Here is a 24,885-nt window from a genome sequence, read left to right as displayed (position 1 = left end):
GGCTCATGGCCTGTGACCAGTGCACAAGCCTCTACCAGCGGATGGTCAACGTCAGAGAGGCTGTCGCGGAAGCCGCGCTGACCATGCCACGGACGATGGATCACGACCCGTTCGACTCGGGGCTGTCTGCTCAGCTGGCTCTCAGTCGGCACATGGCGCGCGAGCACTCGGAGCTGCTCCCCGACTTCGATCCCGCGTGCCCTCGGTGCGCGGCTTGTCGGGAGGACCTGGATCGGCCTGCAAGGTCGGAAGGGGCCGCCAGCTACGCGGTGACGGCTGCGGCAGAGCATCGGGCGCGGCACCTGATCGTCCCGCCCCTCCTAACGGTTCGGCTCTGACGTCAAGTAACTGCGGTTGCGGGGGCGGTTCGGGGAGTCCGGACGGTCCGGTCGCGCGCGGCGCGCGGGGCGGACCCTGCGAGCCGCGCGGCAGGGTGGCGGTGGTTCTGGGTCCACCCTTGTGGGGGTGCTGGACCACTGGTGGGCCGAACGGGCCGTTCATAGCGTTGTGTTCATGATGAAGGACACGAGCGAAGAACGAAAAGGTGCCACCCGGCGGACGGCGCTGCGGGGGCTGGGACTCACGGTGGGGGGCATGGCGCTGGCCACCGGGCTCGGAACCTCTCCGGCTACGGCGGCCCCGCGTCGCGGGATCGTCACGTACGTGCTGGTGCACGGTACCCACAGCGCCGGCGCGTTCTGGATGCCGATTGCGCGGGAACTGGTGCTGCGCGGCCACCGCGTCGTCATGGTGGACCAGCCGCGGCACGGCGCGGAGGCTTTCGTGGCGGAGTCGTACCAGCGGCAGGACCTCACAGCGATGGCGGTCGAACCCTCCCCGCTGAAGGGCCTCGGGCTGGACGACTACGAGGAGCGCGTCACGGGCATCGTGCGGCAGGCCGCACGGAACGGCCCGGTGGTGCTGGTCGGGCACAGCCTGGGTGGCGTGTCGGTCAGCCGTGTCGGTGAGGCCGTCCCGCACCTGCTTCACCACATCTGCTACATGGCGGCCTTCTGCCCCAGCCGCGTCCTGCCCACGGCGGACGCCTGCACGGCGGCACCCGAGAACGCGAACGCCGTCAGCCCGGTGGAGCTGACGGTGGGTGACCCGGACCGGCTCGGGGTATTGCGGCTGAACTTCCGTACGGGTGTCCGCGGTGAGTTGGCCCTCCTGAAGGAGATGATCTGCGCGGACCACCCCGACGCCGACTTCCGCCGGATGCTGGCCGGCATGCAGACCGATGAGCCCGTCGCCGCCTATGCGGGCCGAGCGGTCGGCCGACCCGGCAACTGGGGACGCATTCCCCGCACGTACCTGCGTTTCGGCAAGGACCGTACGATCGCCACCGCGCTCCAGGACAGAATGATCGCGGAAGCCGACGCGTCCACACCCGGCAACCGCTTCCGCGTGCACGATTTTCCCGGGGCGTCACATGTCGGCCCGCTGGATCCCACCCCGGTTGCCGACGTCCTGGACACGCTTGCAGGGCAGCGGGGCTAAGTTCTGTCCGGCGGAGTGACCACCACGCAGTGGTGAACGGCATTCTGCCTTTCAGGCACCGGCCGCCGCGTGCTGATGGGCCCAGCGTGCCCGTGACCCACACGCTCCGTCCAGCGCGCGCACGCCGCACACGCTCCCCCGTTCACCACTACGCGCCCCACAGCAGAAGTGCACTACCCCGCCGCCAGGTGCTTCCTCCTTGAAACGCTCAGTTCCACACGGGGCGAGGGGTACGGAGGGGACGGCATGCGGGGGCGGGAAGTCTGGACACGACGCAGGCTGTGGGTCGGCGTCGGCTGTGCGGCGCTGGTCGTGCTGGCCATCACGCTCCGCCAGGTCGGCGGAGGGCAGGGTGAAGAAGTGCAGTACGACGGGCCCGCGTTCGTCGTGTCCGTGGTCGGCGTCATGGTGTCCGTCGTGGCCTTGCTGGTGGACATCCTGCGTCGCCCGGACACGCCCCCGGATCTCGGCGCTGTGCTGCGGCAGACCGCGGATGCGCTCGCCGAGGCGGTACGGGTCCAATGGGCGCAAGAGGCACGGCTGCGGCGGCTGCAGGACCCGAAGCCGCTGAACGTCCGCTGGCGGTGGGCCGACAGGCTGCTCGCGGACGACGTACGGAACATCCGGTGTGGCGGCCCGGCGCCGGAACCCCTGCCCGGCGGCAACTGTCTGACGTCGATCGCCCCGGCCTTCGAGGAGGTGCCGTCCAGGCGCATGGTCGTACTCGGAAGCCCTGGTTCGGGCAAGAGTGTGCTCGCCGTGTGCTGCACGCTCGATCTGCTGAGGAAGCGTACGTCCGGCACGGCGGTGCCCGTCATCTTCCCCCTGGCGGCCTGGGACCCGGGCACCACCCCGCTGCGTAGCTGGCTCCGCGAGCGGCTCGTGGCGGAGTACCGGCCGCTGGCGGCCACCACCGACGGCACCTCATTGGCCGGGGCGCTGCTCGACGCGGGGCTGATCACGCCCGTCCTCGACGGCTTCGACGAGCTGCCCCCGGCGTTGTACGGCACCGCGATGCGCAGGCTCAACGCCGAGCTGGACGACGGCATGCCGGTGCTCGTCACCTCGCGGACCACGTCCTGGCGCTCCACGGTCGCGTGCAGCGACGTGCTCACAGGTGCGGAGGTCCTTGAGCTGCTGCCGCTGGAGTTCGCCGAGGCGACGTCATATCTGGAGCGCACCGCGCGTCCGTTATGCGGTCCCTGCGAGCGCCGCACGACGGTGTGGACCCCGGTGTTGGAAGCCCTCCAGGAGGACTCACGCCCCCTGGCAGCCGACGCGCTCCGGCAGATCCTGACCAACCCGCTCATGGTGACCCTGGCCCGCACGGTGTACGGCGATGTGTCCCGCGATCCGCAAGAGCTCCTCGATGAGCCTCGGTTCGAGACGGTGGCCGGGATCGAAGAGCATCTCCTCGACGCGTTCGTACCGGCCGCGTTCGGCGACGAAGGTGGCGAAGACGGGGACTCCCGGTGGCGCGCCGCGGACGCCAGGCGCTGGCTGGCGTGGCTGGCCCTGGAGTTGGAGCGGCGGGATTCCAAGCGGCTTGCCTGGTGGGAGCTGTATCTCTGTTTGCCACGGATGCTGCGGCTGGCGGCGCCCGCCCTGCTCGCGCAGGCGATCACGTTTGTCCTGGCTGCCCCCATCCTGCTCTCCAGCGTCGGAGGCGACGTCTTCGTCTCCGACGACAAGCCGTCGCTGGCGGCCAATCTGGTCGGCAACCTGGTCGGATTCGCCGGTGGTCTTGCCCTGCTCCTGCCCGTTTCGGCGGCGCGGCGCGAAGGGCGCACGGCGCTGTCCCGGCAGCTCACGGTCTGCATGGCGACGGCCGCCGCGGCCACCCTCGGGTATGGCCTCACGGGAGGCTCCGTGCAGTTCGGGCTGCAGTTCGGCACGGTCACGGACGGCTGGGTGGCGGAGTTGTTCGGGGGCGCGGTCTTCGGCGTACTGATCGCCTTGTACTTCGGGGTTGCGGGCCTTGCCCGTCATGCGGTGCCGCTCGGGCTGCCTTGGGCGGGCAGCCCCACCGGTCGGCTCGCGGCACGGGCCGGAAGCGGCCTGCTCGCCCTGGCGGGGCTCGTCATGGTCGAGCCGTGGCTGCTCGGGCACGGCCTCGGCACATGGCCGATGGTGGCCTGCGCCCTGTGCTTCACCGCGGCGCTGTGCCTGTGGGTGGCAGCGGGGCGACGGGGGACGCGGACGGGCGTTTCCCATGCCGGTGCCGGTGCCGGTGCCAGTGCCAGTGAGGGGCGTATCGCCCGGCGTTTCGTGACCGGGCTGCTGCACGGCTGGGCTGTGTGCCTGCTCGTCGGAGTGGCGGCAGGCGGGACGGTGGGCGCCGTCGCCTGCGTGTTCTCCGCGGTGGAGACTTCGAGGGGCTCCGACCTGGACGGCAGGCGGCTCGGGAACTGGTCGCACCAGGAAACGTCTGACGGCGTGCGCACCGTCGAGTCCTCGACGGAGATCCCCGTCATCCTGGTGTACTCACACGCGGGCGCCCGGCCCACGGCGTATCCGCACGGCAGCCGCCCGCCGAGCTGCGGCCAGAAGTGCGAGTCGCTCGACACACCGGTGACCTTCCGCGTTGCCCAAGGCGACCTGCGCATACTCGTCGACGGCAATACCGCGGCCGACGCGGTGAACATGCTGCCGGAGCTACCCGAGCCGTCCCGGACCTGGCTCGCTCAGAGCGCCGCCCGGCACCCGCTCGACCGGTTCCTGCTCCCCGGTGCCATGGGCGGAGTCCTGATCTCGCTGATCGGCGGCCCTGCTTCGGGTCTCTACCGCGCACTCAGCACTCCCTCCGACCTCATCCGGGCGGCCAATCCGCAGGTCACCCTGCGCACGGACCGCATGGCGTCGCTGTCCCGGTCCGGGGTTGTGGCGGTCATGACGGGCGGGGTGTGTGTCGTCCTGGCCTGGGTGTTCGCATCGCGGGGCGGGCTCGACCATGTCGCGGCGCAGATGTGGGTGCCGATGGGTACCGCCGCACTCGCGCTGACCGCTTGGGGGCAACTGGCGGTTGCCCGTGTCTGGCTGGCGCTGACGGGGCGGCTGCCGTGGCGGATCATGACGTTCCTCGACGAAGCGCACCGCAGGGGGGTGCTACGGCAGTCCGGCGCGCACTACGAGTTCCGTCATCTGCGCATGCAGCAGCGACTCGCCTCGGCCGCCGAAGCGCCGCAGGAAGAACCCCGGGCCACGGTGCCCACGCCGTGACGGTCCAGCCCGACCTTCTGCGAGCCATCCAGGACGGCTGCGGAACTACCCCGCCCCGCGGGTCCAGGAAACGCTCAAAGCCAAGCTGGCCGACCCGCATCTCACCACCACAGAGGAAGCATGGTTGCGCAACCGTGCGGCTGTCCCTCCCGGTACCTGAAGCACGCTGAGAACCCACCTTTCGGACTCGCTTGGCCTCTCTCGCGTCAGTCCGGCAGCCAGTGCAGCTCGTGCGCCAGGGTTTTGGCGGCGGCACGGACGCGGCGGTGCAGCGGCGACTGCTCGCGCGGGAGGACCAGGTGGATCGTCAGGCTGGGCGCGCCTCGCAGCGGTCGCCAGGTGAGACCGGCCGGTTGTACCGTGGCCGCGGCTTCTCCGGCCGGGGCGAGGGTGACCCCGTCGCGCAGGTCGCTCTGCGACATGTCGAAAGAGACTGCGGGCGTGTGGAATCGGGGGTGTGGTCGGATGTCTCGGAACAGTGCGGACAGCTGATCGTGGATCACGGGGTTGGCTGCACGCTCCGGGAGTCGCAGCGGATACGCGGCCGCGTCGGCGATCTCGATCTCCGGGTGTTCGGCCAGCGGATGGTGCTGCGCCAGCTGGACCCCGATGCGCGCACGCCGCAGCAGGAACCGGCGCACGCCACGGCCCGGCTGTTCACCGCGGGTGATCCCGGCATCGATGCGGCCGTCGGCGACCGCGGCGGAGATCTCCGGTGTCGCCATCGGGACCGCGCCGACCTCGAGTCCGCTGGTGCCGCGCATCAGCCTGTCCACCAGGGCCGGTGCCGTCTCCGCCCCGGCGCTGAGGCTGTATCCGATGCGGAGCGTGCCCAGTTCACCGGCCGCCGCGCTCCGGGCGGTGTCCCATGCCCGGTCCAGCGCCGCCAGCGCGGACGGCGCGGACTCCACCAAAGCCGCACCGGCCGTGGTCAATACGACGCTACGCGTGTTGCGGTCCAGCAGGGCCGTACCGAGTTCCGCCTCCAACCGGCGCATCCGGGCGCTGAGTGCGGGCTGTGCGATACCGATCCGGGCGGCCGCGCGGGTGAAGTTCAACTCCTGCGCCAGCACCAGGAAGTACCGCAGGCTCACCGTGTCCGGCGCCACGTGCCCTCCCTGCCGATTGATAACGATCCGTTCTGAGTCTATCCAATACCGGTCTTTCCCTCGGCCGCAGATCAAGCCCTAACCTGCGCATATGACGATTCAACCGACCGCAGTGCCTGTTGCCGGGACCGGCCGATCTGAGTGTCAATTCGAAGTCGGACGTGTCCGGCCGAACACTGGAGGTTTCCATGGCTAAGGGCTACTGGGTCAGTGTCTACCCCGCCAATTCCGGCCCTGAGAGGCTGGCTGCCTACGACAAGCTGGCCGGTCCGGCTGTCCAGGCCGGGGGCGGGCGCGTCCTGTCCCGCCTCCCGTCCCATGGCGGTCGAGTCGTCGCCCACGAGGCCGGAATCACGCAACGCGTCGTTCTGATCGAGTTCGACAGCTTTGAACAGGCCGTCGCGGCATACGAGAGCGAGGCATACCAGAAGGCGCTGGTGGCCCTCCCCGACGGCGTCGAGCGCGACTTCCGCATCATCGAAGGCATCAACTGACCGGGTGTCACACACTGCACACCGTCGGGCAGGCCCACCCGGGCCTGCCCGACAGGCCATCTCCGGAGAGATCCCGCGCGGCGAGCGGCCGGTCAGCTGACTTCGACGCGCTCGGCCACCACCTTCATGTGGCCGAGCCGGTAGGACTCGGTGGCAGTGTCCGCCCCCGACGGCGCGTGTCCACGCTCCCGCCCCTCGGTCACCCGTCGGGCCTGCACGCCTCCAAGTACCTTGCCTGCGCCCACAGTTCACGCCCGGAGCGCTCTGCACGAGGTGACCCAGCACCGGCCGCCGCCGAGGCGCTCAAGACACCAGTGGGGCGCCGACCGGCGTGTGCACGGTCGACGCCCCACGGGCTGTGGCGGGTCAGAAGGCTCCCCTGTTGAGCGCGGTCGGAACGTCAGAACTGCAGGGACCAGGACCCGATCGTCCCGGTGTCGTTGGCCCAGTTGTCGGTCACGCGCAGCTTCCACGTGCCGTCGGCGGTCTCACTCGAGGCGTCGACGCGGTAGGTGGCCCGGACGTCGTCGGCGCTGTCGTTGCTGTCGTAGTTCTTCAGGAGGTGGACGGTTCCGTCGGGCGCGACGAGTTCGACCTTCAGGTCGCCGCGGTAGGTGTGCCGGATGTCCACGGTCACGGACAGGTCGGCGGGGGCCCTGCCGGTGACGCCGGTGACGGGGAGGGGCGATTCGATGGTGGCGTTGTCGCGGATCGGGTAGTCGTCGGTGTTCTCGAACTTCTTGCCGGTGGGCGGGGTGCTGTCGTCGCCGCCCGTGTGCAGGAGCTTGTTCGGGGAGCCGGTGCGCGGGTCGGTCACCTTGCCGGAGGTGGCGTCGGCGACCAGCTGGTCGCGGACCTGGGCCGGGGTCCACGCCGGGTGGGCGGCGAGCAGCAAGGCTGCGGCACCCGCGACGTGCGGGGAGGCCATGGAGGTGCCGCTCATCGTCTGCGAGGCGCTGTCACCGGCGTTGGACGAGGAGACGATGCTGTCGCCCGGGGCGAAGATGTCCAGGCAGGAGCCGTAGTTGGAGCCCTGCCCGTTGGACCAGCCGGTGGCGCGGGCGTCCCGGCTGTTGGTGGCGCCCACCGTGATGGCCGACGGGGTGGAGGACGGGGAGTACGAACACGAGTCGGCGTTGTTGTTCCCGGCCGCCACGACCCAGGCCACACCGGAGGATATGGAGGTGGCCACCGCGTCGTTGACGGACTGGGTCTTGCCGCCGCCGATGCTCATGTTGGCCACGGCCGGCTTGACCGCGTTCTTGGTGACCCAGTCGATCCCGGCGAGGACCGGGGCCCAGGTGTCGCCCGAGGTGCCCTGGCAGTTCAGCACGCGCACGCCGATCAGCTTGACGCCCTTGGCTACGCCGTACGCGCCACCGCCGACGGTCCCGGCGACGTGCGTGCCGTGCCCCTGGCAGTCGGAGGCGTTGGAGTCGTCGTCGATGAAGTCGTAGCCGCTCACCGCGCGGCCTCCGAAGTCGCGGTGGCTCATACGGATGCCGGTGTCGACGATGTACGCGTTCACGCCCGAGGCGGTCGTGTCGTACGTGTAGCTCTTGTCGACCGGCAGATCGCGCTGGTCGACGCGGTCCAGGCCCCAGGAGGGCGGGTTGGTCTGCGTGTCGACCGCGTAGGCGACGGCGTCGGCCTCCACGCGGGCCACCGTCGGGTCGGCGGCCAGTTCCTTCGCCTCCCCTTCCGTCATCCGCACGGCGAAGCCGCGCAGAGCGGCGGTGTACGTGTAGCGCAGGCTCCCCGCGTGCTCCTTCGCCAGGGCCTTCGCGGAGGCGGGCACGTCGGCGCGGGCCACCGAGTTCTTGAAGGTGACAATGTACGAGCCGTCGACGGCGCCGGGACGGTCCGCCCCGACGATGCGGCCTTCGCCGCCGCCCGGCGGCACGGGAGCGGCGACGGCGCCGGAGGTCGCGGCAACTCCCGCGAGCAGGGCGGTACTTGCGCCGACGGCGAGTACGCGCCGGACGACGCGAGCGTCGATCTTCATGGGTTCTCCTCGGGTACGGGGTGGGGGCTCTGCACCATGTGGGGGTGCCGGGTGCGCGAATAACGTCATGCACATGACAGCGAGCCATACGTGCGGTCAGGACGCGGGGATGAATGGGCTGGGACCGAGACGTACGAGGTGGCGTCGTCGGACGGGGCAGAGCTTCGGTCACGCGGAAGCGGCACAGCAATCCGTAGCGCTACCCAAAGAGTGGGAGGCGGGGCGGGGTTGCGGTCCGGACCTCTCGTCGTTCCGGGTGACGTTCGGGGCGCCGCACGGTCCGAAGACCGCCCTGACGGCGGGTGTCGGCATTCCGTAGGTGCTGGGCCCCTATTGCGACGTCGTACCAACGACGGGTAGACCACGGTTCAACGAACGCCGTGCACCGACGCGCAGCGTCCTCCTCGCCGAGGGCGGATTGCCCGGGGTGACGGCAGGCGAGAGGCGGAGCCGTGACCCGACGTTCCTTCGATACGGACCGTTCTTTCGATCCGGACCGTTCCTTCGATCCGGACCGTTCCTTCGATGCGGACCGTTCTTTCGACTCCGGTTGGGATGTAGAGGCAGCTGCCGCCGAGAGCGGCGGTTCCGGGGACGGTTCCGGCGGTCGGGACGAGGAGACCCGACGTCTGCGGGACGCCCTGCGCGCGGGTCCGGTCATCGCGGTGGTGCGGGGAGAGACCGGGACGGGCGTGTCCCGTCTGGTGGACGAGATCCTCGGTGAGACGGAGTTCGCCGGGTGGACACAGTTGCGCGGGACGTGCCCGGAGCCGAGGAGGGCGGAGTGGGGCGGCCTCGACGCCGACCGGGACGCTGCCGCGCCGAGGGGGGCGAATATTGCCGGGCCGAGTGAGGCTGCCGCGGGCAAGCCGCTCCACGCGACCAACGTAACCGCGCCCGGCAAGGCCGATGCCGCCGCACCCGGCGGCGCCGACATACCTGCGCCCGGCGAGGCCTACCTTGCCGCGTCGAGTGAGGCCACGATTGCCGACCCGCGCCGGGTCGCCGCAGCCGCACAGGTCGCTGCGGCGCCGCAAGTTCGGGGTGGCAGTGCGCCAACCCAGCCACCCCTCTCCCCCGCCGACGACGTCACGCACCTTCCGTCCGTCCCGCCGGGGTCGAGCACGCACACGTCCGTCGCCACCGTCGCAGCGCCACCCGTCGACAATGCCCTCGCCTACACCCCCGCTCCCATAGCGGACGCCCTCGCCGGGCTGCCGTGCCGTCCCGGCGGTCCGGCGTGGTCCCTGCCCGCCGTCGCCGGGATCGTGAGACTCCTCGTACCGGAGTTGGCCGAGCAGTTGCCGGAACCACCCGCGGCTGCGGCCGACCCTGCGTCGCGACGTGCGTTGTTGCCGCGTGCCGTCGCGGCATTGCTGGCGGGTCTGGGGGACGCCGTCCTGGTCGTCGAGGACGTCCACCACGCCGACCCCGCCACCCTCGCCCTGCTCCACCACCTGATGAGCGCGATGCCGCCCCGGCTGCGGCTGGTCGTCACCGAGGACGCCGCGCCCGGCCTGCCGCTCTTCGGGGTCGGCCTGGCGGTGCGGGCCCCGGTGGCGGAGATCGACGTCCGGCCCTGGACGTGCGGGGAGACGGAAGAGTTCGTACGCCGGTGGCTGCACGTCCACCGTCCGCAGCACGTCGAGGAGTTGCACGACCTGGTCGTCCTGGTGCACGAGTGGACCGGCGGCCTCCCGGAGGTCGCCGAGGCCCTGTTGCGGGCCGCCGAAGAACTGCTGCACGCTCGGGCAGAGGGCGGCCGACGCGCCCCCTTGGCCGCGGTCGACAACCGGAAGGTACGGGACATCGGGAGCGCCGGTCCACCGATGACGACAGGAGGGAACAGTCGTCGGGAGAGCGACGCACCGCACACGCGAACCGACAGCGCCGACGGCACCGACGGCACCGACGCCTACGGAACACACCGGGAGCCGACCGCCGTGGACGGCATCGGCTCGACGGAGACAGCCCCGGCACCCGTCGGCTGCGAAAGCGCGCTGCCCTCCGCGGACTCCGTGCTCGCGGCCGTGCGGTCCGTGGGCGTTCCGCCCCCGCTCCGGCGCGACTTCGCACTGCGGTACGCCCGCCTCGACGAGGACGCCCTGCGCATCGCCGAGGCGGCGGCGGTGCTCGGCCGCCCCGTGCCGGTCGCCGTGCTCGCCGAAGTGGGCGGCCTCGCCCCCGCCCGCGCCGGGGCGGCCGTGGAGACGTGCCTGCGACGGGCCGTGCTGCGGGCCGACGGCCCCCGCCCCGTCTTCCGCCATCCGCTGGACCGCCGCGCCGCGCTGGCCCGCATGCCCGGGCCCCGGCTGGCCCGGTTGAGTCTGCGCGCCGCGCGGGCCCTGCACCGGGGCGGTGACGGTCCGCTGCCGCTGGTCGACCTCGCCCGGCTGTACCGGGCGGCCGGGCGCGTACGCGAGGGGGTACGCTGCCTCGTCGCCGCGGCCGACCGGGCCGCCACGGCTGGCGACTACTCCACCGCGACCAGCCTCTACACGCGCGCCGTCGACGAGGACCCGCGCGCCGACGGCCGCATCCGCACCGCCGCGAAACTCGCGCGCACGGCCCAACTCGCCCGCGCCGACGGGCATGTGGTCGCCGCGGTACGGCGCGTACTCGACGAGGATGCCCCGCCGCCCCGGCTGCGCGGCGAGATCCGGCTGCACCTGAGCGTCGTGCTCCGCAACCAGAGCGGCGGGGCGCTGGACAGCCTGACCGAGGTGGCCCGTGCCATACCCGACCTCGAACTGACGGACCCGCAGACCGCCGCCCGCGCCATGGCGGTCGCCGCCATCCCGTCCATCAAGGGCTGGCACGTCGACCGTCATCTGCACTGGCTGGACCGGTGCGAGGCCCTCGACGGCGAGGTCACGGAGCCGGTCGCCCGCGCCGCCATCGCCGCGAACCGCGCGACCGCGCTGATGTTGCTCGGCGATCCCCGCGCCTGGGCCGCCGCGGACGCGCTGCGCGGTCCGGCAGCGACCGCCATGGAAGCCGCGCACCACGCGCGCGGCTGGACCAATCTGGCGCACGCGGCCACCGCACTCGGGTACGACGCGCGGGCCCGCGAGTTCCTCGCGCGAGCCGCCCACGGCCTCGCCGAGACCAGCAGCCCGTATCTGGAAGGGCTCACGCAGACCGCCCAGTTGGTGCTCGGCTGGCACGAGGGGCGGTGGGACGGGCTGCACGCCGCGGCCGACCGCACCACGCGGCTCTACGCGGAGATACCCGACCTGACCGCCGAGGCCATGCTGGTCCGTGGGCTGACCGGGCTGCACGTCCTCGGCGACGTCCCGCGAGCCCGTCGCGACCTTTCGGAGGCGGCCCGGACCACCCGTTACGACACCGGCGTCATCCTCACCGCCGCTGCCGCCGCCACAGCCCGTGTCCATCTGGAGGCGGGACGCCCCGGCCAGGCGTGCGAGGCGGTGGAGGAGGCCTTGCACCGCCTGGAGCGCACCGGCGGCTGGGTGTGGGCGGGCGAGGTGGCGCCCACTGCGGTGGAGGCCCTGTACGGCAGTGGACAGGGCGGGCGGGCCCGGCGGCTCGTCGCCGAGTTCGACGCGGCGACCGAGCGGCTGGACGCGCCCGCGGCCCGCGCCGCGCTGACCATGTGCCGGGCGCTGCTCGCCGAGGCCGACGAGCGGCCGGACGAGGCCGTCGGCCTGTGGGAGGACGCGGAGGTACGGTGGCGCGGGCTCGGCAGGTCCTTCGACGCCGCGCGGGCGGCCGAGGCCCGTGGGCGCTGCCTGCTCGATGTGCCCGGTGCGGCGCGGGACGTCGCTCTGGCGGCCGGTGTCATCCAGGACGTCGTCGAGGCCTACCGCGAACTGGGCGCGCGCTGGGACGTCGCGCGCTGTCAGCGGTTGCTGCGCCGCCACGACATCGTCACCACCCACCGCCGCGGCCGCCTCGGGTACGGCGACCAGCTCTCGCCCCGCGAGCAGGAAGTGGCTCAACTCGTCGTACAGGGGCGGGCGAACCGGGAGATCGCCGAGAGCCTGGTGCTGTCGACCCGGACCGTCGAGCACCATGTGGCGCGCATCATGCGGAAGTTGAACGTCGCGTCCCGGACCGGCATCGCCCTGGCCGGTCGTACGGGCGATGGCGGCTTTTCGGCCAGAGTCACGCGCGCCCGGGGCGTCCCATACGAACCACGGCCACAATGCACCTGAGAACTCCCCTGAGCACGCCGCGCTTCCCCCGCGCGATGCGGGGCGAACGGCCGGACTTCCCCGGCGACACATGCCCCTGAATCGAAGGAGGGCACTACCCTCATGCAACGGTTCACACGACTCTGTTCCGCCGTCGGACTCGCCGCGGCCGGAGTGCTGGTATCTGTTCCCGCTGCCCAGGCCTCCACGGCACCGGCCGCGACGGATGTGTCGATCACCGCGTACCAGGACTGCCCCGTCGGCTGGTTCTGCGCCTGGGAGGACGCGGGAGGGTGGGGCCGGATGGCGCGGTTCCAGGTGGGCTCCGACGATCTCCGCGACTTCGATCTGAACGACCAGATCTCCTCGGTGTGGAACAGGACCGGCAAGACGTTCTGCACATGGCTGAACATCAACCGCGACGGCGCGACGTGGCCGGTGGGGAACTGGCAGGGCAACACCTCCCAGTACAACCGCAACGACAACATCAGTTCGCTGCGGGTCGGTGCGTGCTGATCCAGCCTCCAGGCTGGCGGCCGCCGCGCGGAGGCACCGGTCACCGGGTGCGCAGGCAGCCGCCGTGCATCAGGTGCCCGGCTTGCGGCCGTAGACGAAGACGTCGTCGCCCTTGCGCAGCATGCTCCAGTACTTCGCGGCGTCCTTCTTCGTCATGTTGACGCATCCGTGGGAGCCCGGCGGGGCCCAGACGCTGATGCCGACCGAGTGGAACGCCTGGCCGCCGTCGAAGAACTGGCTGTACGGCATCGGCACGTGGTAAATGCTCGACACGTGGTCGATGTCGCGCCAGTAGACCTTCTTCAGGCCCGTGCGGGTCTCGTGGCCATTGCGGCCCGTGCGCACCGGCACCGGGCCGTATTTGAGGTTCTTGCCGTCCTGGATCCAGCTGATCTGAAGCGTCAGATCGACACAGGCAATGCGCCCCTTGTTGGTCGGGCACTTGCCCGCCTTGTTGGGATTGTTGCCCACCGCTTTCTGCTTGTTCATGAGGTTCATGACGCCCCAGGTGACGCTGCCCGCGTAACCGGCGTTCGGGGCGATCTGGTGTTTGGTCTGGAAGGCCTGAATGGCCTTGCAGTCAGCCGTCGACTGCCTGCCGTCCACCGGGCGGCCGAGGAACTTCTCCACCTGCTTTTGGTACGGGCCGGTCTGTGTCGAGCACGACGCTGCCTGAGCACTGCCAGAGCCGAGCGCCACCGTGAGCGGGGCCACCAACATGGTGATCCCCACGACCGCGGCTCCTCGTCTGCGTATGTCCCCCATTGCTGCCCACTCCTCGTTCGTCATTCGTCATTCGTCTGCGGGTCTGATCCCACCTGCTAGACCACGTACCTCCGGGGTTCGTTGTAGGGCTAATCGCCACAGGTGTGTAACAGCGTGCGTTTTGGGCTGAAGCCCGCCCTCCGGTGCCGAATCGGTGACGCAGGCCGGCGTCCACTGCTCGCCCACGAACGACGGCGGCCGCGCCTTCTATGAGGCCATCGGCATGCGGTCCGTGGCGATCGTCTATCAAGACGACCTGAACGGCGATCCACCAGCGTGAGGCGGGGCGCCGCGTGGGGGTTCCCGTCGCTGGCCCCGCGGTGGTCGTCGAGGACTGGCGGGACGGACTGGCGGAGGGTTATGTAGCGGACCGGGCATCGAAGTAGCGTCAGGACACATGGAGCTCTTCGCACTCTTCGGCCCGCCCGCGATCACACTCTTGCTCTTCGTCATCGCAGTGTTCCCGTACGGACTGTGGGTAATCAGGAAGAAGCCCACACGAACGGCCCGCCTGGCCGCGGTCGGAAGCGCAGCAGCTCTCGCCGCTTACGGTGCCGGCACCTTCTATGGTCTCGCCTACACGCACCCGCTCGACCTCTGCGCATCGAAGACCGGCAGTGGCGACTACATGGACGTCATGCGGGACTTCAGTTTGACGTCAGCGACCATCCACCACTTCCCCCCATCCGTTACCTGCCATTGGAGCAGCGGACACAGCACCAACGCTGTGTCGTTCTGGACCACGCCTCTGCTTTACGCAGGCCTGGCCTGCGCCATCGTCTGCTTCACCCTGCTCATCATCAACCGCTCCCAGTCTGAACTCCGCCACTGCGCTGAGTAGTTCAGCAGGAAGGTCGCGGAATTGTCCCGCCACAGGCGCGGTAAATCCGCGCTATTCCGGTTTGTCGACCATGAAGCTGGCGATCGCTCCCTTAACCCCTTGTTCGTTGGCTTGCACCAGTTGCGAAGTGACCACGAGCCCCGCTTGCTCCAGGAGTTCTGCAATGCGTTCAGCCGGCAGCCGATAGGACTCGAAGGGCGCCGGGTGGTCCCCATAGGCAAGGGTCCTGCGCAGATGCTCAGCCTTCCCAACACGGCAGACGAGCATCAGGTGCCCTCCGGGCGCCAGGGTGCGGTGGAACTCGGCGAACACGACCGGCAGCAACTCCGGCGGCGTGTGGTGAGTGGAGTAGTAGGCCAGAATGCCGCCGAGGTCGTGATCGCCGATCTCCAACGCGGTCATGGAGCCCACGGCAAACCGCAGGTGGGGATGGGCTTCCCGGGCCAGTTCGACCATCTTCGGCGACACGTCGATGCCGAATGCCGAGAGCCCCAGATCGGTCAGGTACGCGGTCACCTTGCCAGGACCGCACCCCACGTCCGCGACCGGTCCGCGGCCGGCTGCCTGCGCGAGTTCGGCGAACGCGGTCAGCATCGCCCGGGACAGCGGATCCAGTTCGGCAGGGGCCTTGACGCTTGCTGCGTAGTCCGCGGCCACGGTGTCGTACGACTCCCGGACCCCGGCGAGGTAGGCGGTGTCAGTCACCCCGCAAACCTAGCCGCAAGCTCACCCAGGAGGCAGCCACGGGCGCTCAGGGTGCCTGCTTGTAGGTTGGGCGAGTGTCTGATCAGAGCGAGATAGAGCAAATCGCTGCGGTGTGGGAGCGGCTTACTGGATGGCTTGCCGAATATGCGCCTGCCTCGCATGCCTCGTTGCTTCCACCGGCGGCTGCGGGCGCCGTCGGCGCCGCAGAGGGCCGTCTGACGCATGAGCTGGACTTCGCGTTCCCGCCCGAGCTGAAGGCTCTTTGGCAGATGTGCGGTGGTGTCCAGGACGTCGAGGTGCCGGGCAACGAGGGTGGCGCACTGTGGGCGGGCAAGTTCCTGCCTGGGGGGATCTTCCTTGCCCCCGAAGCCGCGCTCTGGCAGCGGTTGCGTTTCGGCCCGGGTGAGGACGATCCGTGGGACGGGGCTGACTTCGTATCGTTCCTCGACGGCGAGGAGGCAAGCGGCGCAGGCGAATGCGGCATGTACGTCTCGTACTCGACGGATCCGACCCTGCGGGGTGTTGGGGACTGGTCGACCACGACCGGACCGGATCTGTCACCCCCGGCCTGGCCGTCCGTGACCACCTACCTGGAGGCGGTCTGCGAGCTGCTCCAGACCGGTGGCGGGCCCCTGTTGGAACAGACAGGCAGGCGACAACCGGTGCTGGCACTGGGGTGCTTGGCGTGGATCGACTCCGATGACGGTCTGGAGGTTCCCTGGCGTCGTGTCCACCCTTCCCTCCACCCAGGCCGGGACCCAGTGTCGAAGACAACCGGCGGCACGGCGTAGAACTGCGGTAACAGGACCTCCGGGGCAGACAAGTTGGCTTCGCCACCCTCGTGCTGCACCGGAGGTCCTGCCTTCAGGCGCCCACTACGGCTGCCGTGCAGGTTCGCCAGTGATCGCCCACGACCGCCGCTGTTGGTGTCAGCCGGTGACGTCAGTGGGCACGGAGGCGGTCCCGGCAACCGGGTGGAAGTTGATCCGCTCGCGCACCACGGGGAAACCGGCCTTGGTGAAGTTCGCGGCCATGGGGAAGTTGCCCCGGTCCGTGGCGCCGGTCACGACCTCCGCGCCCTGTTCCACCAGGAAGTGGGTGCACTCGGCGAGGAGGTCGTAGGCGTAACCATGGCCGCGATGCTCCGGCAGGACGCCGATGAAAGCGACGGTCGGTCCGGAGGAGTTGTGCGCCGGGATGTGGATGCCAACCAGTTCGCCTTCCGGGGTGCGGGCGAGCTGCCACCATTCCCGCGGAGACGGGCACCAGTGGAAGAATTCCAGTTCCTCCCGCGCGGCCTGGTCGAGGCCGCCCTCCTCGATGGCCTTCAGCGCATGGGCGTCCAGCGTGGCCGCGTGGATGCGGCGCAGCGCGTCGAAGAAGACTGCGTCGTCGGGCTCGGGGCCGAAGACGAGGCGTCCGGGCCGTGCGGGCAGCCCGTGCTCCGGGGTCCAGCGGTACAGGAAGCGTTCCACCAGGAGTTCGTAGTCGGCAGCCCGGGCGGCGGCGAAGCGCGTCTCGGCCGCCGCGGCCAGGGCGGGATGCTCGCGCCAGTCGCCGGGCAGGTTGAGCTCGATTTCGACCCGCCACGGGGCAGAGCGCAGGAGTTCCGCCCCCGCCTCGACCTCGCCCTCGGCGACGTCGAACCAGTTGAGGTTGATGGGTTCCTCGTCATCGGGACCGCCCCACCAGGCGCCGCGGGCGACGACGGTGCCGTCGCGCAGGGCCACTCGCTTCCACTGGGGGCGGTGCGTGGTCCGCTGGTGCGCGGCACGGGCGTTCAACGGGTCGGGGTGTGCGTCGAACAGATGGGCGTCGCTCTCGTCGAGCACGCGGATGACCGTATCGGTCATGGGTTCCTCCGGGATGCGTAAGGCAGAAGCGCTCCCGGTCGGATCATCGGATCAGAGGTGCCACACCGGAGTAGCGGGGAGGGAGCGCTGGATGGTTGAGAACTGCACGGCACTCGCCTCCTTCCGTTCGTCTCACGCGGCGTGGTCCGGGGCCAGACGCTACTTGAACACCGCCGGGTCCGTCCACGGAATTTGCGCACCGTGCCGACGAAGCCCCTGGCCTCGCCGTCTCACTTGGTTTGCGGCTGATGGGGCAGAAACGCGAAAGCGCCGCCCAACCGGACGAAATCACCTGCCCAGGCAACCGGTTCGACCAGAACCGCCCTCACGATCGACAGGACTGCGATCACGGGCCCGGCGCGAGGAGAGAGACGACCTCCTCGGCGCAGTGAGCCGGTGTCTCCAGGCGCGCCCACGAACCGTCCCGGAAGAGGATCGTGAAGTCGGACTCGGCCATACTGAAACGCTTGACCTCCGCCCCCGCGATCTCCTTCAACGGCATCGACCACAACACGGCCTCAGACCCCGGGACCTTCTCGCCGCCGCCCCACTCGATGAACCGATTGCCCCGTGCGGTGTCTTCGTACGAGGTGATGCGCACGAGCCCGTCGGCCGCGTCCACTTCCAGCTCGGTCACCACGCGCATGGGCCGCCGGGAGGGATCGAGCTGCCAGGGCAGCGTGCGCGCGGCCTCACCCGTACCCGCCCACATGACGGGAAAGTCGTCGACCTCGTTCGCCCGGTCTTCCAACGGTCCGCGCTTGTCGGGCGCCGAATAGCCGCCCAGGGCGTCGGCGAGGATGTGCAGCGGCAGCATCAGGAGCGCGGTGACGACGTTGAGGACATGCCGTCCCACCCTGCCGAGGAACCCGCGGACCTTGAACGGCTTGCCAACGGGCCAGCCGGGCAGGTCGGCCTCTATGTCGTTGCGGTCCCGGTCGCGGAAGGATCGCCGTTTCTCCACCGACGCGGCCGTGCCGCTGGCGAACTCGACCTTGTAGCGCTCCGGTTCCTTCTCCTGGCGGTCGTCCACGTCGGCATTCTCCTGTACGGCTCGTCACAACCACGTACTCGCGGGTCGCCGCGGCGTGCTCGGCGTGCGCGGTGAAGGTCCAGCTCATCCAGCCCGGCAAGCAACCCACCGGCAGTGTCAGCTGACGATCTGGTCGCCATCGGGCACGTCCTCGACCGTGACCGTGCCGCGGGGCTGGGCGAGTCCCTGCGACACCGACCGGGCGATCCCGTCCAGGTCCTGGCCGGTCGGGACCGGCGGCTGCTCGCCGTCGCCGTAGCTTTCGATCGCCTTCACGAAGTAGCTGGGATGCCAGGCACCCACTGCCCCTCTGACCTCGACCGCGAACACGGGTCGGTCACCGACGCGGTCCTTGAGCGCGGCCAGGATCTGGTCCGAACGCAGTTCACCCGGTACTTGGAACAGGCTGGCGTGCGCCCCGACGAGGCCGCCGTCCTTCAGGCGCACGGTCACCGTGAGGCAGCTTGTGACACTTGGATACGTGATCACACCGCCCTGCGCCACCTCCTTGACCTGGCCTTCCGTGATCGTCGCCCGGTCGGGGGCCACGAGCGGGCTCGCCGCGCGCGGTCCCGCTCCGGCGTGCTCCTGGGTCCGGATCTGGGGCTGGGCTTGCGTGTGGGCCTGGGCCACGGTGCCGGAGCCGAGTTGCAGGGCCAGTAGTGCCACCGGCAGGACCACGGCGCATACCGCGGCGCCCCTGCCCGTTCGCCGGCCTGTCGTCGTGGCGGCTCGGCGCGCGGCGTGGTCGAGGGGCTGGTGCGGTGTCACGGGTTCTCCAGAGGTGTGGCTACGACGGCCCGTCGGCGGCATTCGCGGTCGCCGACTGTTCGATCACTGTACTCAGCGGTCATGACGCGGAAGTCCGTCCGCCTGAATGGAGCAACTGACCGATTTGATCACCGCAGGGTCGGGTAGCAGGGCGTCATGGTCACCGACAGCACCGTTCCCCCGGGAGGCTACGTGCCGCCCGCCGTCGACGTCCGCGCTCTCGCCGAGCTGCTGGACGGCGAGTACTCCGAGGTCCGCACTCTGGTGCGGGCCAATCTGGCGACGTACGCGGGCGTGCTGGACGAAGCGGAAGAGCTCGGCTTCGACGAGTTCCGTGAGCGTGTGCGGGACGTCGTCGTCGAGATGGCTGCAACGGGGCAGACCGGCATGGGCTTCCCGAAGAAGTACGGCGGGGGCGGTGACGTCGGCGCGTCGATCGCCGCGTTCGAGACGCTCGCATTCGGCGATCTCTCGGTGCTGGTGAAGGTCGGCGTGCAGTTCGGGCTCTTCGGCGGCGCGATCCTGCAGCTCGGCACGGAGCGACACCACGAGGCGTATCTGCCGCGTCTGATCACCGGGGAGCTGATGGGCTGCTTCGCGATGACCGAGACCGGCCACGGCTCCAACGTCCAGGCCCTCGGCACCGTGGCCCGGTACGACGCCGACAGCGGGCAGTTCGTCATCACCACCCATGGCGACGCGGCGCGCAAGGACTACATCGGCAACGCGGCCCGCCACGCCGAGCTGGCGGTCGTCTTCGCCCAGCTGGAGGTGGGCCGGGAGCACAAGGGCGTGCACGCTTTCGTCGTGCCGGTCCGCGTGGACGGTGCGGTGGCCCCCGGCGTCCGGATCGAGGACGACGGTCGCAAGATGGGCCTCAACGGCGTCGACAACGGCCGGATCTGGTTCGACGGTGTGCGCGTGCCCCGCGAGGCGCTGCTCAACCGGTTCGCCGACGTGACCCCGGAAGGGGTCTACGAGAGCCCGATCGACAACCCCGACCGCCGTTTCTTCACCATGCTCGGCACGCTGGTCCAGGGGCGGGTGAGCGTCGCGGGCGGCGCCATCAACGCGAGCAAGGTGGCTCTGACGATCGCCACCAAGTACGCCAACCGCCGTCGGCAGTTCGAGGCGGCATCGGACGGCGAGGAGCAGGTGCTCCTCGACTACGGCATGCACCAGCGCCGCCTGCTGCCGCTCATCGCACGCACGTACGCGCTGCACTTCGCCCAGGACGTCGTGCGCACGCAGCTGCACGAGGTGTTCTCGGGCCTCGACGACGACGAGCGCGCACGGCGTGAACTGGAGGCACGGGCCGCGGGCACCAAGGCCCTCGGCACCTGGCACGCCACGCGCACGATCCAGGAGTGCCGCGAGGCCTGCGGAGGCGCCGGTTATCTCGCCGTCAACCGGTTCGCCGCCCTGAAGGCCGACAGCGACGTCTTCACGACGTTCGAGGGCGACAACCACGTGCTGCTGCAGATGGTGGCGAAGGGGCTGCTGACGCACTACGCGAGCGAGTTCGAGAACATGGACCAGCTCGGCATGGTCCGGTACGTCACGGGCCTCGCCGTCGACACGGTCATCGAGAAGACCTCCGCCCACAAGCTGCTCGAACGGGTACGCGACCTGTTGCCCGGTGGCGACGAGTGGGACCAGGAAGCGGGCCTCTTCGACTCGGAGTACCAGCTCGCCATGCTCCGCTTCCGCGAGGAGCACATGCTCGCCGGTCTGGCGCGTCGGCTCAAGCGCGGGGTGGACCAGGGGAAGCATCCGGGCGTCGTCTTCTCGCAGGTGCAGGACCACGTCATCGCGGTGGCCCACGCGCACGTCGAGCGGCTCGTGCTCGAAGCGTTCGTCGACAAGGTGCGGCACCTGCCCGACGGGAGCGGCGACGGCGGCAGCGAAGGGGAGAACGGCGGGGAGAACAAGGCCGCGCTGGCCCTGCTGTGCGACCTTTTCGCCCTCTCCACCATCGAGGCGGACCGCGCCTGGTTCATGGAGCACGGACGGCTGACGGTCCAGCGTTCCAAGGCGATCCACCGCGAGGTGAACGACCTGTGCCGGAGGGTCCGGCCGATCGCGGGCGACCTCGTCGACGCCTGGAACGTCCCGCCGCAGATGCTCCGCTCCCCCGACCTCCTGGGGTGACCGCGCAGTACGGCCGCGCCTCCGACATCGTTGTCGAAGGCGCGGCTTGTACGCGGGCGTACCGCTCTACGGGATGCGCCGTGCCGTCGCTCTACCGCTTATAGACAGCGTCACTGCCGTACAGCTCCCTCGTGAACGCGGAGACGTCCGCGCTGCGATCGTTGCCGTCGAGGTTGTACGTCAGATAGACGCCGTACCCCTCGCTCACCGTGCGGCGGGCAAGGCTCGCGACCGTGCTCTGCGAGGTCCCGCCGATCTCGACGGCCGCCGGGGACAGCTTCGACTTGGGCAGGGAGATGCCGGGAACCTGCCAGGTGCCGTAGTACGGGTTCCAGGCGTAGTTGAACTTGGACGAGATGTCGACGCCGCCGTAGGACAGGCGCGACGCGGCTGGTCCGATGTTGTAGAGACTGACGATCTTGTCCGGCATGTTCGCGCGCAACGCCGTCACCAGGTGCACGAACGAGCTCGCGTTGGGCTGGCCGGTGCCGTTGTTGCCGTACTCGGCGTACTCGTCGTCGAAGTCGATGCCGTCGAGGCGGTACTTGCTCACGGTGTCCGACAGCTGCTTCGCGAACGTCGAAGCCGCCTGCTGGGACGGGAAGTTGGCGAACCCGGCGCCCTGGTGGTTGCCGAGCACCGAGAGGACGACCTTGATGCCCTTGTCCTGCAGCGGCCGTATCTCCGTCGCGGCGTTGTCGAGGACACGCTGCACGTTCTCGTTGAAGTGCAGGTACGCCGCCTTCTTGCTCGTGTCGTAGTTGATGTTCGCCGCGAAGATCACGGCGACGTCGAAGGCGTTGCCGCCGCCGTTGGCGAGGCTGTACTTGCCGACGTTCAGCATGCTGTTGTTGTTCACCTCGACGTACGCCACCGAGGTCGGCCCCTGTTTCTTGGGCGCCGGGGCAGGGGCGGGGGCCGCCGCCGCATCGGTCGTGGCAGTCATGGCGGTCGTACCGAGGGTGAGGGCCGCGACGGCCGAGAGCGCGAGTGCGGCGGTCCGCACTCTGCTCCTTGCCTTGCTCCGTGCCAGAGTGAACATCGTTGATCGGTCTCCCATCACGTGGGGCGGCGCCCGACCTGTTCGAAACGCCGTGTGAGCCCTCCGAGTTTTCCGCTCATGTGACCGAATCCGAAGATTCATACGCGATTTCTTCACGACTCCCACGCACCTTGCGTCTCAGACTCCCCCCCGACCTCGGGACTGGCAGGGCGGCGGCACGTCCGGCCTGGCTACAGTCGCCCCATGCCCCCGCACGCCAAGAAGCACCATTTCGTCCCCCAGTTCCTGCTCCACCACTTTGCGGGTCCCAAGGGGAAGCTGATCGTCCACCAGGTGATGAGCGAGCGGCGATTCGGCTCGGCCGTCCGCGACCTCGGCCACCGCAACTTCGGCCACTCGATCTACCGCCCGGGGCACGAACCCGACCACGTGTCGATGGAGGAGGCCATGGGGAAGATCGAGGGCGAGGCGGCCACCGTCGTCAGGGAACTGGTACAGGGCAGGGAGCGCGCAGTACCCGCCCACGCCCGCAGCGCCCTGGCCTGGTTCCTGGCCCTCCAGTGGCAGCGCAGCCGTTTCCTGATGCACGTGACGGGCAAGGCGATCGACGTCGAGGACGAGGATGAGGACGAAGACAAGGAGCAGTTCCAGACGAGCATGATGGGGTTCGTCTCCATGTACGTGATCGATCCATGGCAGCTGCGTCACGACGACGACGCGTACTACAAGGACCAGTGGAATCACCTCGTCTCCACTCTGCTGTCCAGTGACATGCACTGGTCCTGCTACCGCCCCCGGGGAGGAGGGCTCCTGATCGGTGACAACTCGGTCTGTTTCTCCGGTGTGGTGGGTGACCCGCCGGAGGGCATTCCGCCCGGCTTCTTCGACCATGGCGTCGGGACCGGGTTCCACAACTTCCGGCGCCTGACGCTGCCGCTGGGCAGCAGGCTCGCCCTGATCATCTCCCGTGACCCCCAGGACGCAGCGCGACTGAGCGCCGCGGACATCAACCGCTACAGCGTCTTCAACAGCCGTGAATTCGTGGCGCACGCTCCGGACTGGGCCACGTCCCATCCGGACCTCGCTCGCGAGCTTCCTCAACTGCTCGAGCAGCAGCGCCTGCTCGCGCCCGCCTTCTTGCAGGGATACGCCCCCGGCGGCCGTGACTAGCCGCCGGACTGGGGTGATTCGGGGTGGCTTCGCTGCCGATCGCCTGCCACCCCCCCCCATTACCCGGAAGGTAATCGACCATCGTGCGGCCGAGCGGCAGTCTTGAGTCATCGCACCGCAAGACGCCAACCACCTCACAGGAGGCTGACCCGCCATGACCGCACACGACACCGCCGTCTACCAGACCGCCGTCGCCAGATACTTCGAGGCCTGGAACGTGGAGGGCACCGACAACATCAACAAGGCCGTGGCCGCAGCCTGGACCGAGGACGGCAGCTACACGGACCCGCTGGCCGACGTCTCCGGACACGAGGGCATCGCTGCCGTGATCAACGCAGCCCACGAGCAGTTCCCCGGCTTTGAGTTCCGCCAGACCGGCACCATCGACGGGCACCACGACATCGCGCGCTTCACCTGGGAGCTGGTGTCGCTCGCGGACGGATCCGCGCCCGTCGCCGGTTTCGACGTCGTCACTCTGGCCGACGACGGCCGGATCCGTACCGTTCACGGATTCCTGGACCGCGTCCCCTCAGCCTGAAGCTTCGTCTCGCCGCGTGCGAGGGCGCCCTGAGCATCAGCGGCCGATGGTGATCTCGAGGCGCACGGAGGGGGATCGTCGCCGTGTCGACCATCGGCACGAACAAGGCCACCGCCGGTTTCGTCGCCGCCCGGCAGGTGCACGAGACAGCCACCCTGTCCAGCCCGCTGCCCGCCCAGCTCACACGCCGAGCTCGCTGGCCCCACGTTCCGGGAATGGCAAGCTCGCTCACAGGTCGGCCCTCAGACTCCCCCCTCGTTCTCGAACGTCCGCAGCAGATCCGCCGCGACACTCACCGCGATCGTCGCGGGCTCCTTGCCGGTGATGTCGGTCAGTCCGATCGGGGTCTGGATCCGGTCGATGGCGGCGTCGTCGTGTCCGCCCTCGGTGGCAAGGCGCTTGCGGAACCGTGCCCACTTGGCCGCCGACCCGATCAGCCCGACGGAGCCGAGGTGGGTGGTGCGCAAGGCGGCGTCGCAGAGGGCCGCGTCCTCGGCGTGGTCGTGGGTCATGATCAGGATGTGGGTGCCGCGCGGCAGGTCTTCGAGGATCTCCTCGGGCAGCAGGGGCGTGTGATGCACGTGGAGCTGCGCCACCGAGTCCGAGAGTGCGTCGAGCCGCTTGTCTGTGAGCATGTCCGAGCGGCTGTCGATCAGATGCAGGTCGAGATCCTGGCGGGCCAGGATGCGCGCCAGTTCCAGCCCGACGTGTCCCACGCCGAAGATCGCCACCGCCCGTACCACCGGCAGTGGTTCGAGCAGGACCGAGACCGTGCCGCCGCAGCACTGCACGCCGTGCTGGTTGGTCACTTTGTCGTTCAGGGCGAAATCCATCAGTTCCGGCTCCGCCTTGGCCGCGGTGAGCATCTCTCGTGCGCGGTCGATGGCGACGGCCTCCACGTTGCCGCCGCCGATCGAGCCCCATGCCTCGCTGTGTCCGACGACGAGCTTGGCTCCGGCGTCGCGCGGGGCATGGCCGCGCACGGTCGCGACGGTCACCAGCACGCCGGACTCCCGGCGTGCCCGCAACCGCGCGACCGCGGCGATCCACGTCAT

20 protein-coding genes are annotated in these 24,885 nt (G+C 69.8%); 10 read left to right on the top strand and 10 right to left on the bottom strand.

What is annotated here, in order from left to right:
* The first annotated feature begins 594 nt into the window (after nucleotides 1–594).
* Together ABZV77_RS14445 and ABZV77_RS14440 are read left to right on the top strand one after the other, a co-directional pair.
* A complete protein-coding gene (locus ABZV77_RS14445) occupies nucleotides 595–1,500 on the top strand; it encodes an alpha/beta hydrolase (protein ID WP_356256065.1) in 906 nt (301 codons plus the stop codon).
* Nucleotides 1,501–1,746: 246 nt separating this feature from the next.
* Entirely contained in the window at nucleotides 1,747–4,719 is a 2,973-nt protein-coding gene (locus ABZV77_RS14440; protein WP_356255378.1) for an NACHT domain-containing protein, read from the top strand.
* Nucleotides 4,720–4,925: 206 nt separating this feature from the next.
* On the opposite strand, the gene ABZV77_RS14435 is transcribed toward ABZV77_RS14440, so the two are convergent.
* A complete protein-coding gene (locus ABZV77_RS14435; RefSeq protein ID WP_356255375.1) occupies nucleotides 4,926–5,828 on the bottom strand; it encodes a LysR family transcriptional regulator in 903 nt (300 codons plus the stop codon).
* A gap of 188 nt (nucleotides 5,829–6,016) precedes the next feature.
* Between ABZV77_RS14435 and ABZV77_RS14430 the strand changes: the two genes are divergently transcribed.
* Entirely contained in the window at nucleotides 6,017–6,322 is a 306-nt protein-coding gene (locus ABZV77_RS14430) for a DUF1330 domain-containing protein (protein ID WP_356255372.1), read from the top strand.
* Nucleotides 6,323–6,414: 92 nt separating this feature from the next.
* On the opposite strand, the gene ABZV77_RS14425 is transcribed toward ABZV77_RS14430, so the two are convergent.
* Both ABZV77_RS14425 and ABZV77_RS14420 read right to left on the bottom strand, forming a co-directional pair.
* Nucleotides 6,415–6,540, bottom strand: coding sequence for a hypothetical protein (locus tag ABZV77_RS14425; RefSeq protein WP_356255369.1), 126 nt, complete (start codon nucleotides 6,538–6,540; stop codon nucleotides 6,415–6,417).
* A gap of 182 nt (nucleotides 6,541–6,722) precedes the next feature.
* Nucleotides 6,723–8,327 carry a S8 family peptidase gene (locus tag ABZV77_RS14420; RefSeq protein ID WP_356255366.1) on the bottom strand — a complete coding sequence of 535 codons (1,605 nt, stop codon included), beginning with the start codon at nucleotides 8,325–8,327 and terminating at the stop codon, nucleotides 6,723–6,725.
* Nucleotides 8,328–8,779: 452 nt separating this feature from the next.
* On the opposite strand from ABZV77_RS14420, the gene ABZV77_RS14415 reads away from it, so the two are divergent.
* Together ABZV77_RS14415 and ABZV77_RS14410 are read left to right on the top strand one after the other, a co-directional pair.
* Entirely contained in the window at nucleotides 8,780–12,505 is a 3,726-nt protein-coding gene (locus ABZV77_RS14415) for a LuxR C-terminal-related transcriptional regulator (protein ID WP_356255363.1), read from the top strand.
* 102 nt (nucleotides 12,506–12,607) lie between these two features.
* The gene (locus ABZV77_RS14410) at nucleotides 12,608–13,000 is read left to right on the top strand and encodes a peptidase inhibitor family I36 protein (RefSeq protein WP_356255360.1); all 393 of its coding nucleotides are present in this window, start codon (nucleotides 12,608–12,610) and stop codon (nucleotides 12,998–13,000) included.
* Nucleotides 13,001–13,069: 69 nt separating this feature from the next.
* On the opposite strand, the gene ABZV77_RS14405 is transcribed toward ABZV77_RS14410, so the two are convergent.
* Entirely contained in the window at nucleotides 13,070–13,765 is a 696-nt protein-coding gene (locus tag ABZV77_RS14405; protein ID WP_356255357.1) for a L,D-transpeptidase, read from the bottom strand.
* A 397-nt stretch (nucleotides 13,766–14,162) separates the two neighbouring features.
* Between ABZV77_RS14405 and ABZV77_RS14400 the strand changes: the two genes are divergently transcribed.
* Nucleotides 14,163–14,606 (top strand): hypothetical protein, encoded by a 444-nt coding sequence (locus ABZV77_RS14400; protein WP_356255354.1) that lies wholly within the window; start codon nucleotides 14,163–14,165, stop codon nucleotides 14,604–14,606.
* 51 nt (nucleotides 14,607–14,657) lie between these two features.
* Here ABZV77_RS14400 and ABZV77_RS14395 read toward each other — a convergent pair whose 3' ends face one another.
* Nucleotides 14,658–15,311 (bottom strand): class I SAM-dependent methyltransferase, encoded by a 654-nt coding sequence (locus ABZV77_RS14395; RefSeq protein ID WP_356255351.1) that lies wholly within the window; start codon nucleotides 15,309–15,311, stop codon nucleotides 14,658–14,660.
* 74 nt (nucleotides 15,312–15,385) lie between these two features.
* Here ABZV77_RS14395 and ABZV77_RS14390 point away from each other — a divergent pair, with 74 nt between their 5' ends.
* Complete coding sequence (locus ABZV77_RS14390) at nucleotides 15,386–16,102, top strand: hypothetical protein (protein ID WP_356255349.1); 717 nt, start codon at nucleotides 15,386–15,388, stop codon at nucleotides 16,100–16,102.
* Between the two features lie 138 nt (nucleotides 16,103–16,240).
* Here ABZV77_RS14390 and ABZV77_RS14385 read toward each other — a convergent pair whose 3' ends face one another.
* From ABZV77_RS14385 to ABZV77_RS14375, 3 genes are all read right to left on the bottom strand, one after another.
* Nucleotides 16,241–17,164, bottom strand: a complete 924-nt coding sequence (locus ABZV77_RS14385) for a GNAT family N-acetyltransferase (RefSeq protein WP_356255346.1) — start codon at nucleotides 17,162–17,164, stop codon at nucleotides 16,241–16,243.
* A gap of 346 nt (nucleotides 17,165–17,510) precedes the next feature.
* Nucleotides 17,511–18,197, bottom strand: coding sequence for a hypothetical protein (locus tag ABZV77_RS14380; protein WP_356255343.1), 687 nt, complete (start codon nucleotides 18,195–18,197; stop codon nucleotides 17,511–17,513).
* Nucleotides 18,198–18,314: 117 nt separating this feature from the next.
* The gene (locus tag ABZV77_RS14375; protein WP_356255340.1) at nucleotides 18,315–18,968 is read right to left on the bottom strand and encodes a hypothetical protein; all 654 of its coding nucleotides are present in this window, start codon (nucleotides 18,966–18,968) and stop codon (nucleotides 18,315–18,317) included.
* Between the two features lie 156 nt (nucleotides 18,969–19,124).
* On the opposite strand from ABZV77_RS14375, the gene ABZV77_RS14370 reads away from it, so the two are divergent.
* A complete protein-coding gene (locus ABZV77_RS14370; RefSeq protein ID WP_356255337.1) occupies nucleotides 19,125–21,119 on the top strand; it encodes an acyl-CoA dehydrogenase in 1,995 nt (664 codons plus the stop codon).
* Between the two features lie 91 nt (nucleotides 21,120–21,210).
* Here ABZV77_RS14370 and ABZV77_RS14365 read toward each other — a convergent pair whose 3' ends face one another.
* Complete coding sequence (locus ABZV77_RS14365) at nucleotides 21,211–22,161, bottom strand: endo-beta-N-acetylglucosaminidase H (protein WP_356255334.1); 951 nt, start codon at nucleotides 22,159–22,161, stop codon at nucleotides 21,211–21,213.
* Nucleotides 22,162–22,365: 204 nt separating this feature from the next.
* On the opposite strand from ABZV77_RS14365, the gene ABZV77_RS14360 reads away from it, so the two are divergent.
* Both ABZV77_RS14360 and ABZV77_RS14355 read left to right on the top strand, forming a co-directional pair.
* A complete protein-coding gene (locus ABZV77_RS14360; protein WP_356255331.1) occupies nucleotides 22,366–23,292 on the top strand; it encodes a DUF4238 domain-containing protein in 927 nt (308 codons plus the stop codon).
* Between the two features lie 154 nt (nucleotides 23,293–23,446).
* Complete coding sequence (locus tag ABZV77_RS14355; RefSeq protein ID WP_356255329.1) at nucleotides 23,447–23,830, top strand: nuclear transport factor 2 family protein; 384 nt, start codon at nucleotides 23,447–23,449, stop codon at nucleotides 23,828–23,830.
* Between the two features lie 242 nt (nucleotides 23,831–24,072).
* Here ABZV77_RS14355 and xdhC read toward each other — a convergent pair whose 3' ends face one another.
* On the bottom strand, nucleotides 24,073–24,885 hold the full coding sequence (gene xdhC, locus ABZV77_RS14350) for a xanthine dehydrogenase accessory protein XdhC (RefSeq protein ID WP_356255326.1): 813 nt from the start codon (nucleotides 24,883–24,885) through the stop codon (nucleotides 24,073–24,075).

This window comes from Streptomyces sp. NPDC004732 (assembly GCF_040609235.1).
Lineage (GTDB): Bacteria > Actinomycetota > Actinomycetes > Streptomycetales > Streptomycetaceae > Streptomyces.
This window is presented reverse-complemented; position numbering and strand designations above follow the sequence as displayed.

What these genes read in the sequence shown, in the direction of transcription:
- ABZV77_RS14385 (WP_356255346.1), bottom strand. Translation starts at nt 17,164, where the DNA reads ATGACCGATACGGTCATCCGCGTGCTCGACGAGAGCGACGCCCATCTG.
- ABZV77_RS14355 (WP_356255329.1), top strand. Translation starts at nt 23,447, where the DNA reads ATGACCGCACACGACACCGCCGTCTACCAGACCGCCGTCGCCAGATAC.
- xdhC (WP_356255326.1), bottom strand. Translation starts at nt 24,885, where the DNA reads ATGACGTGGATCGCCGCGGTCGCGCGGTTGCGGGCACGCCGGGAGTCC.
- ABZV77_RS14365 (WP_356255334.1), bottom strand. Translation starts at nt 22,161, where the DNA reads ATGTTCACTCTGGCACGGAGCAAGGCAAGGAGCAGAGTGCGGACCGCC.
- ABZV77_RS14420 (WP_356255366.1), bottom strand. Translation starts at nt 8,327, where the DNA reads ATGAAGATCGACGCTCGCGTCGTCCGGCGCGTACTCGCCGTCGGCGCA.
- ABZV77_RS14370 (WP_356255337.1), top strand. Translation starts at nt 19,125, where the DNA reads ATGGTCACCGACAGCACCGTTCCCCCGGGAGGCTACGTGCCGCCCGCC.
- ABZV77_RS14360 (WP_356255331.1), top strand. Translation starts at nt 22,366, where the DNA reads ATGCCCCCGCACGCCAAGAAGCACCATTTCGTCCCCCAGTTCCTGCTC.
- ABZV77_RS14405 (WP_356255357.1), bottom strand. Translation starts at nt 13,765, where the DNA reads ATGGGGGACATACGCAGACGAGGAGCCGCGGTCGTGGGGATCACCATG.
- ABZV77_RS14430 (WP_356255372.1), top strand. Translation starts at nt 6,017, where the DNA reads ATGGCTAAGGGCTACTGGGTCAGTGTCTACCCCGCCAATTCCGGCCCT.
- ABZV77_RS14410 (WP_356255360.1), top strand. Translation starts at nt 12,608, where the DNA reads ATGCAACGGTTCACACGACTCTGTTCCGCCGTCGGACTCGCCGCGGCC.
- ABZV77_RS14445 (WP_356256065.1), top strand. Translation starts at nt 595, where the DNA reads ATGGCGCTGGCCACCGGGCTCGGAACCTCTCCGGCTACGGCGGCCCCG.
- ABZV77_RS14400 (WP_356255354.1), top strand. Translation starts at nt 14,163, where the DNA reads ATGGAGCTCTTCGCACTCTTCGGCCCGCCCGCGATCACACTCTTGCTC.
- ABZV77_RS14440 (WP_356255378.1), top strand. Translation starts at nt 1,747, where the DNA reads ATGCGGGGGCGGGAAGTCTGGACACGACGCAGGCTGTGGGTCGGCGTC.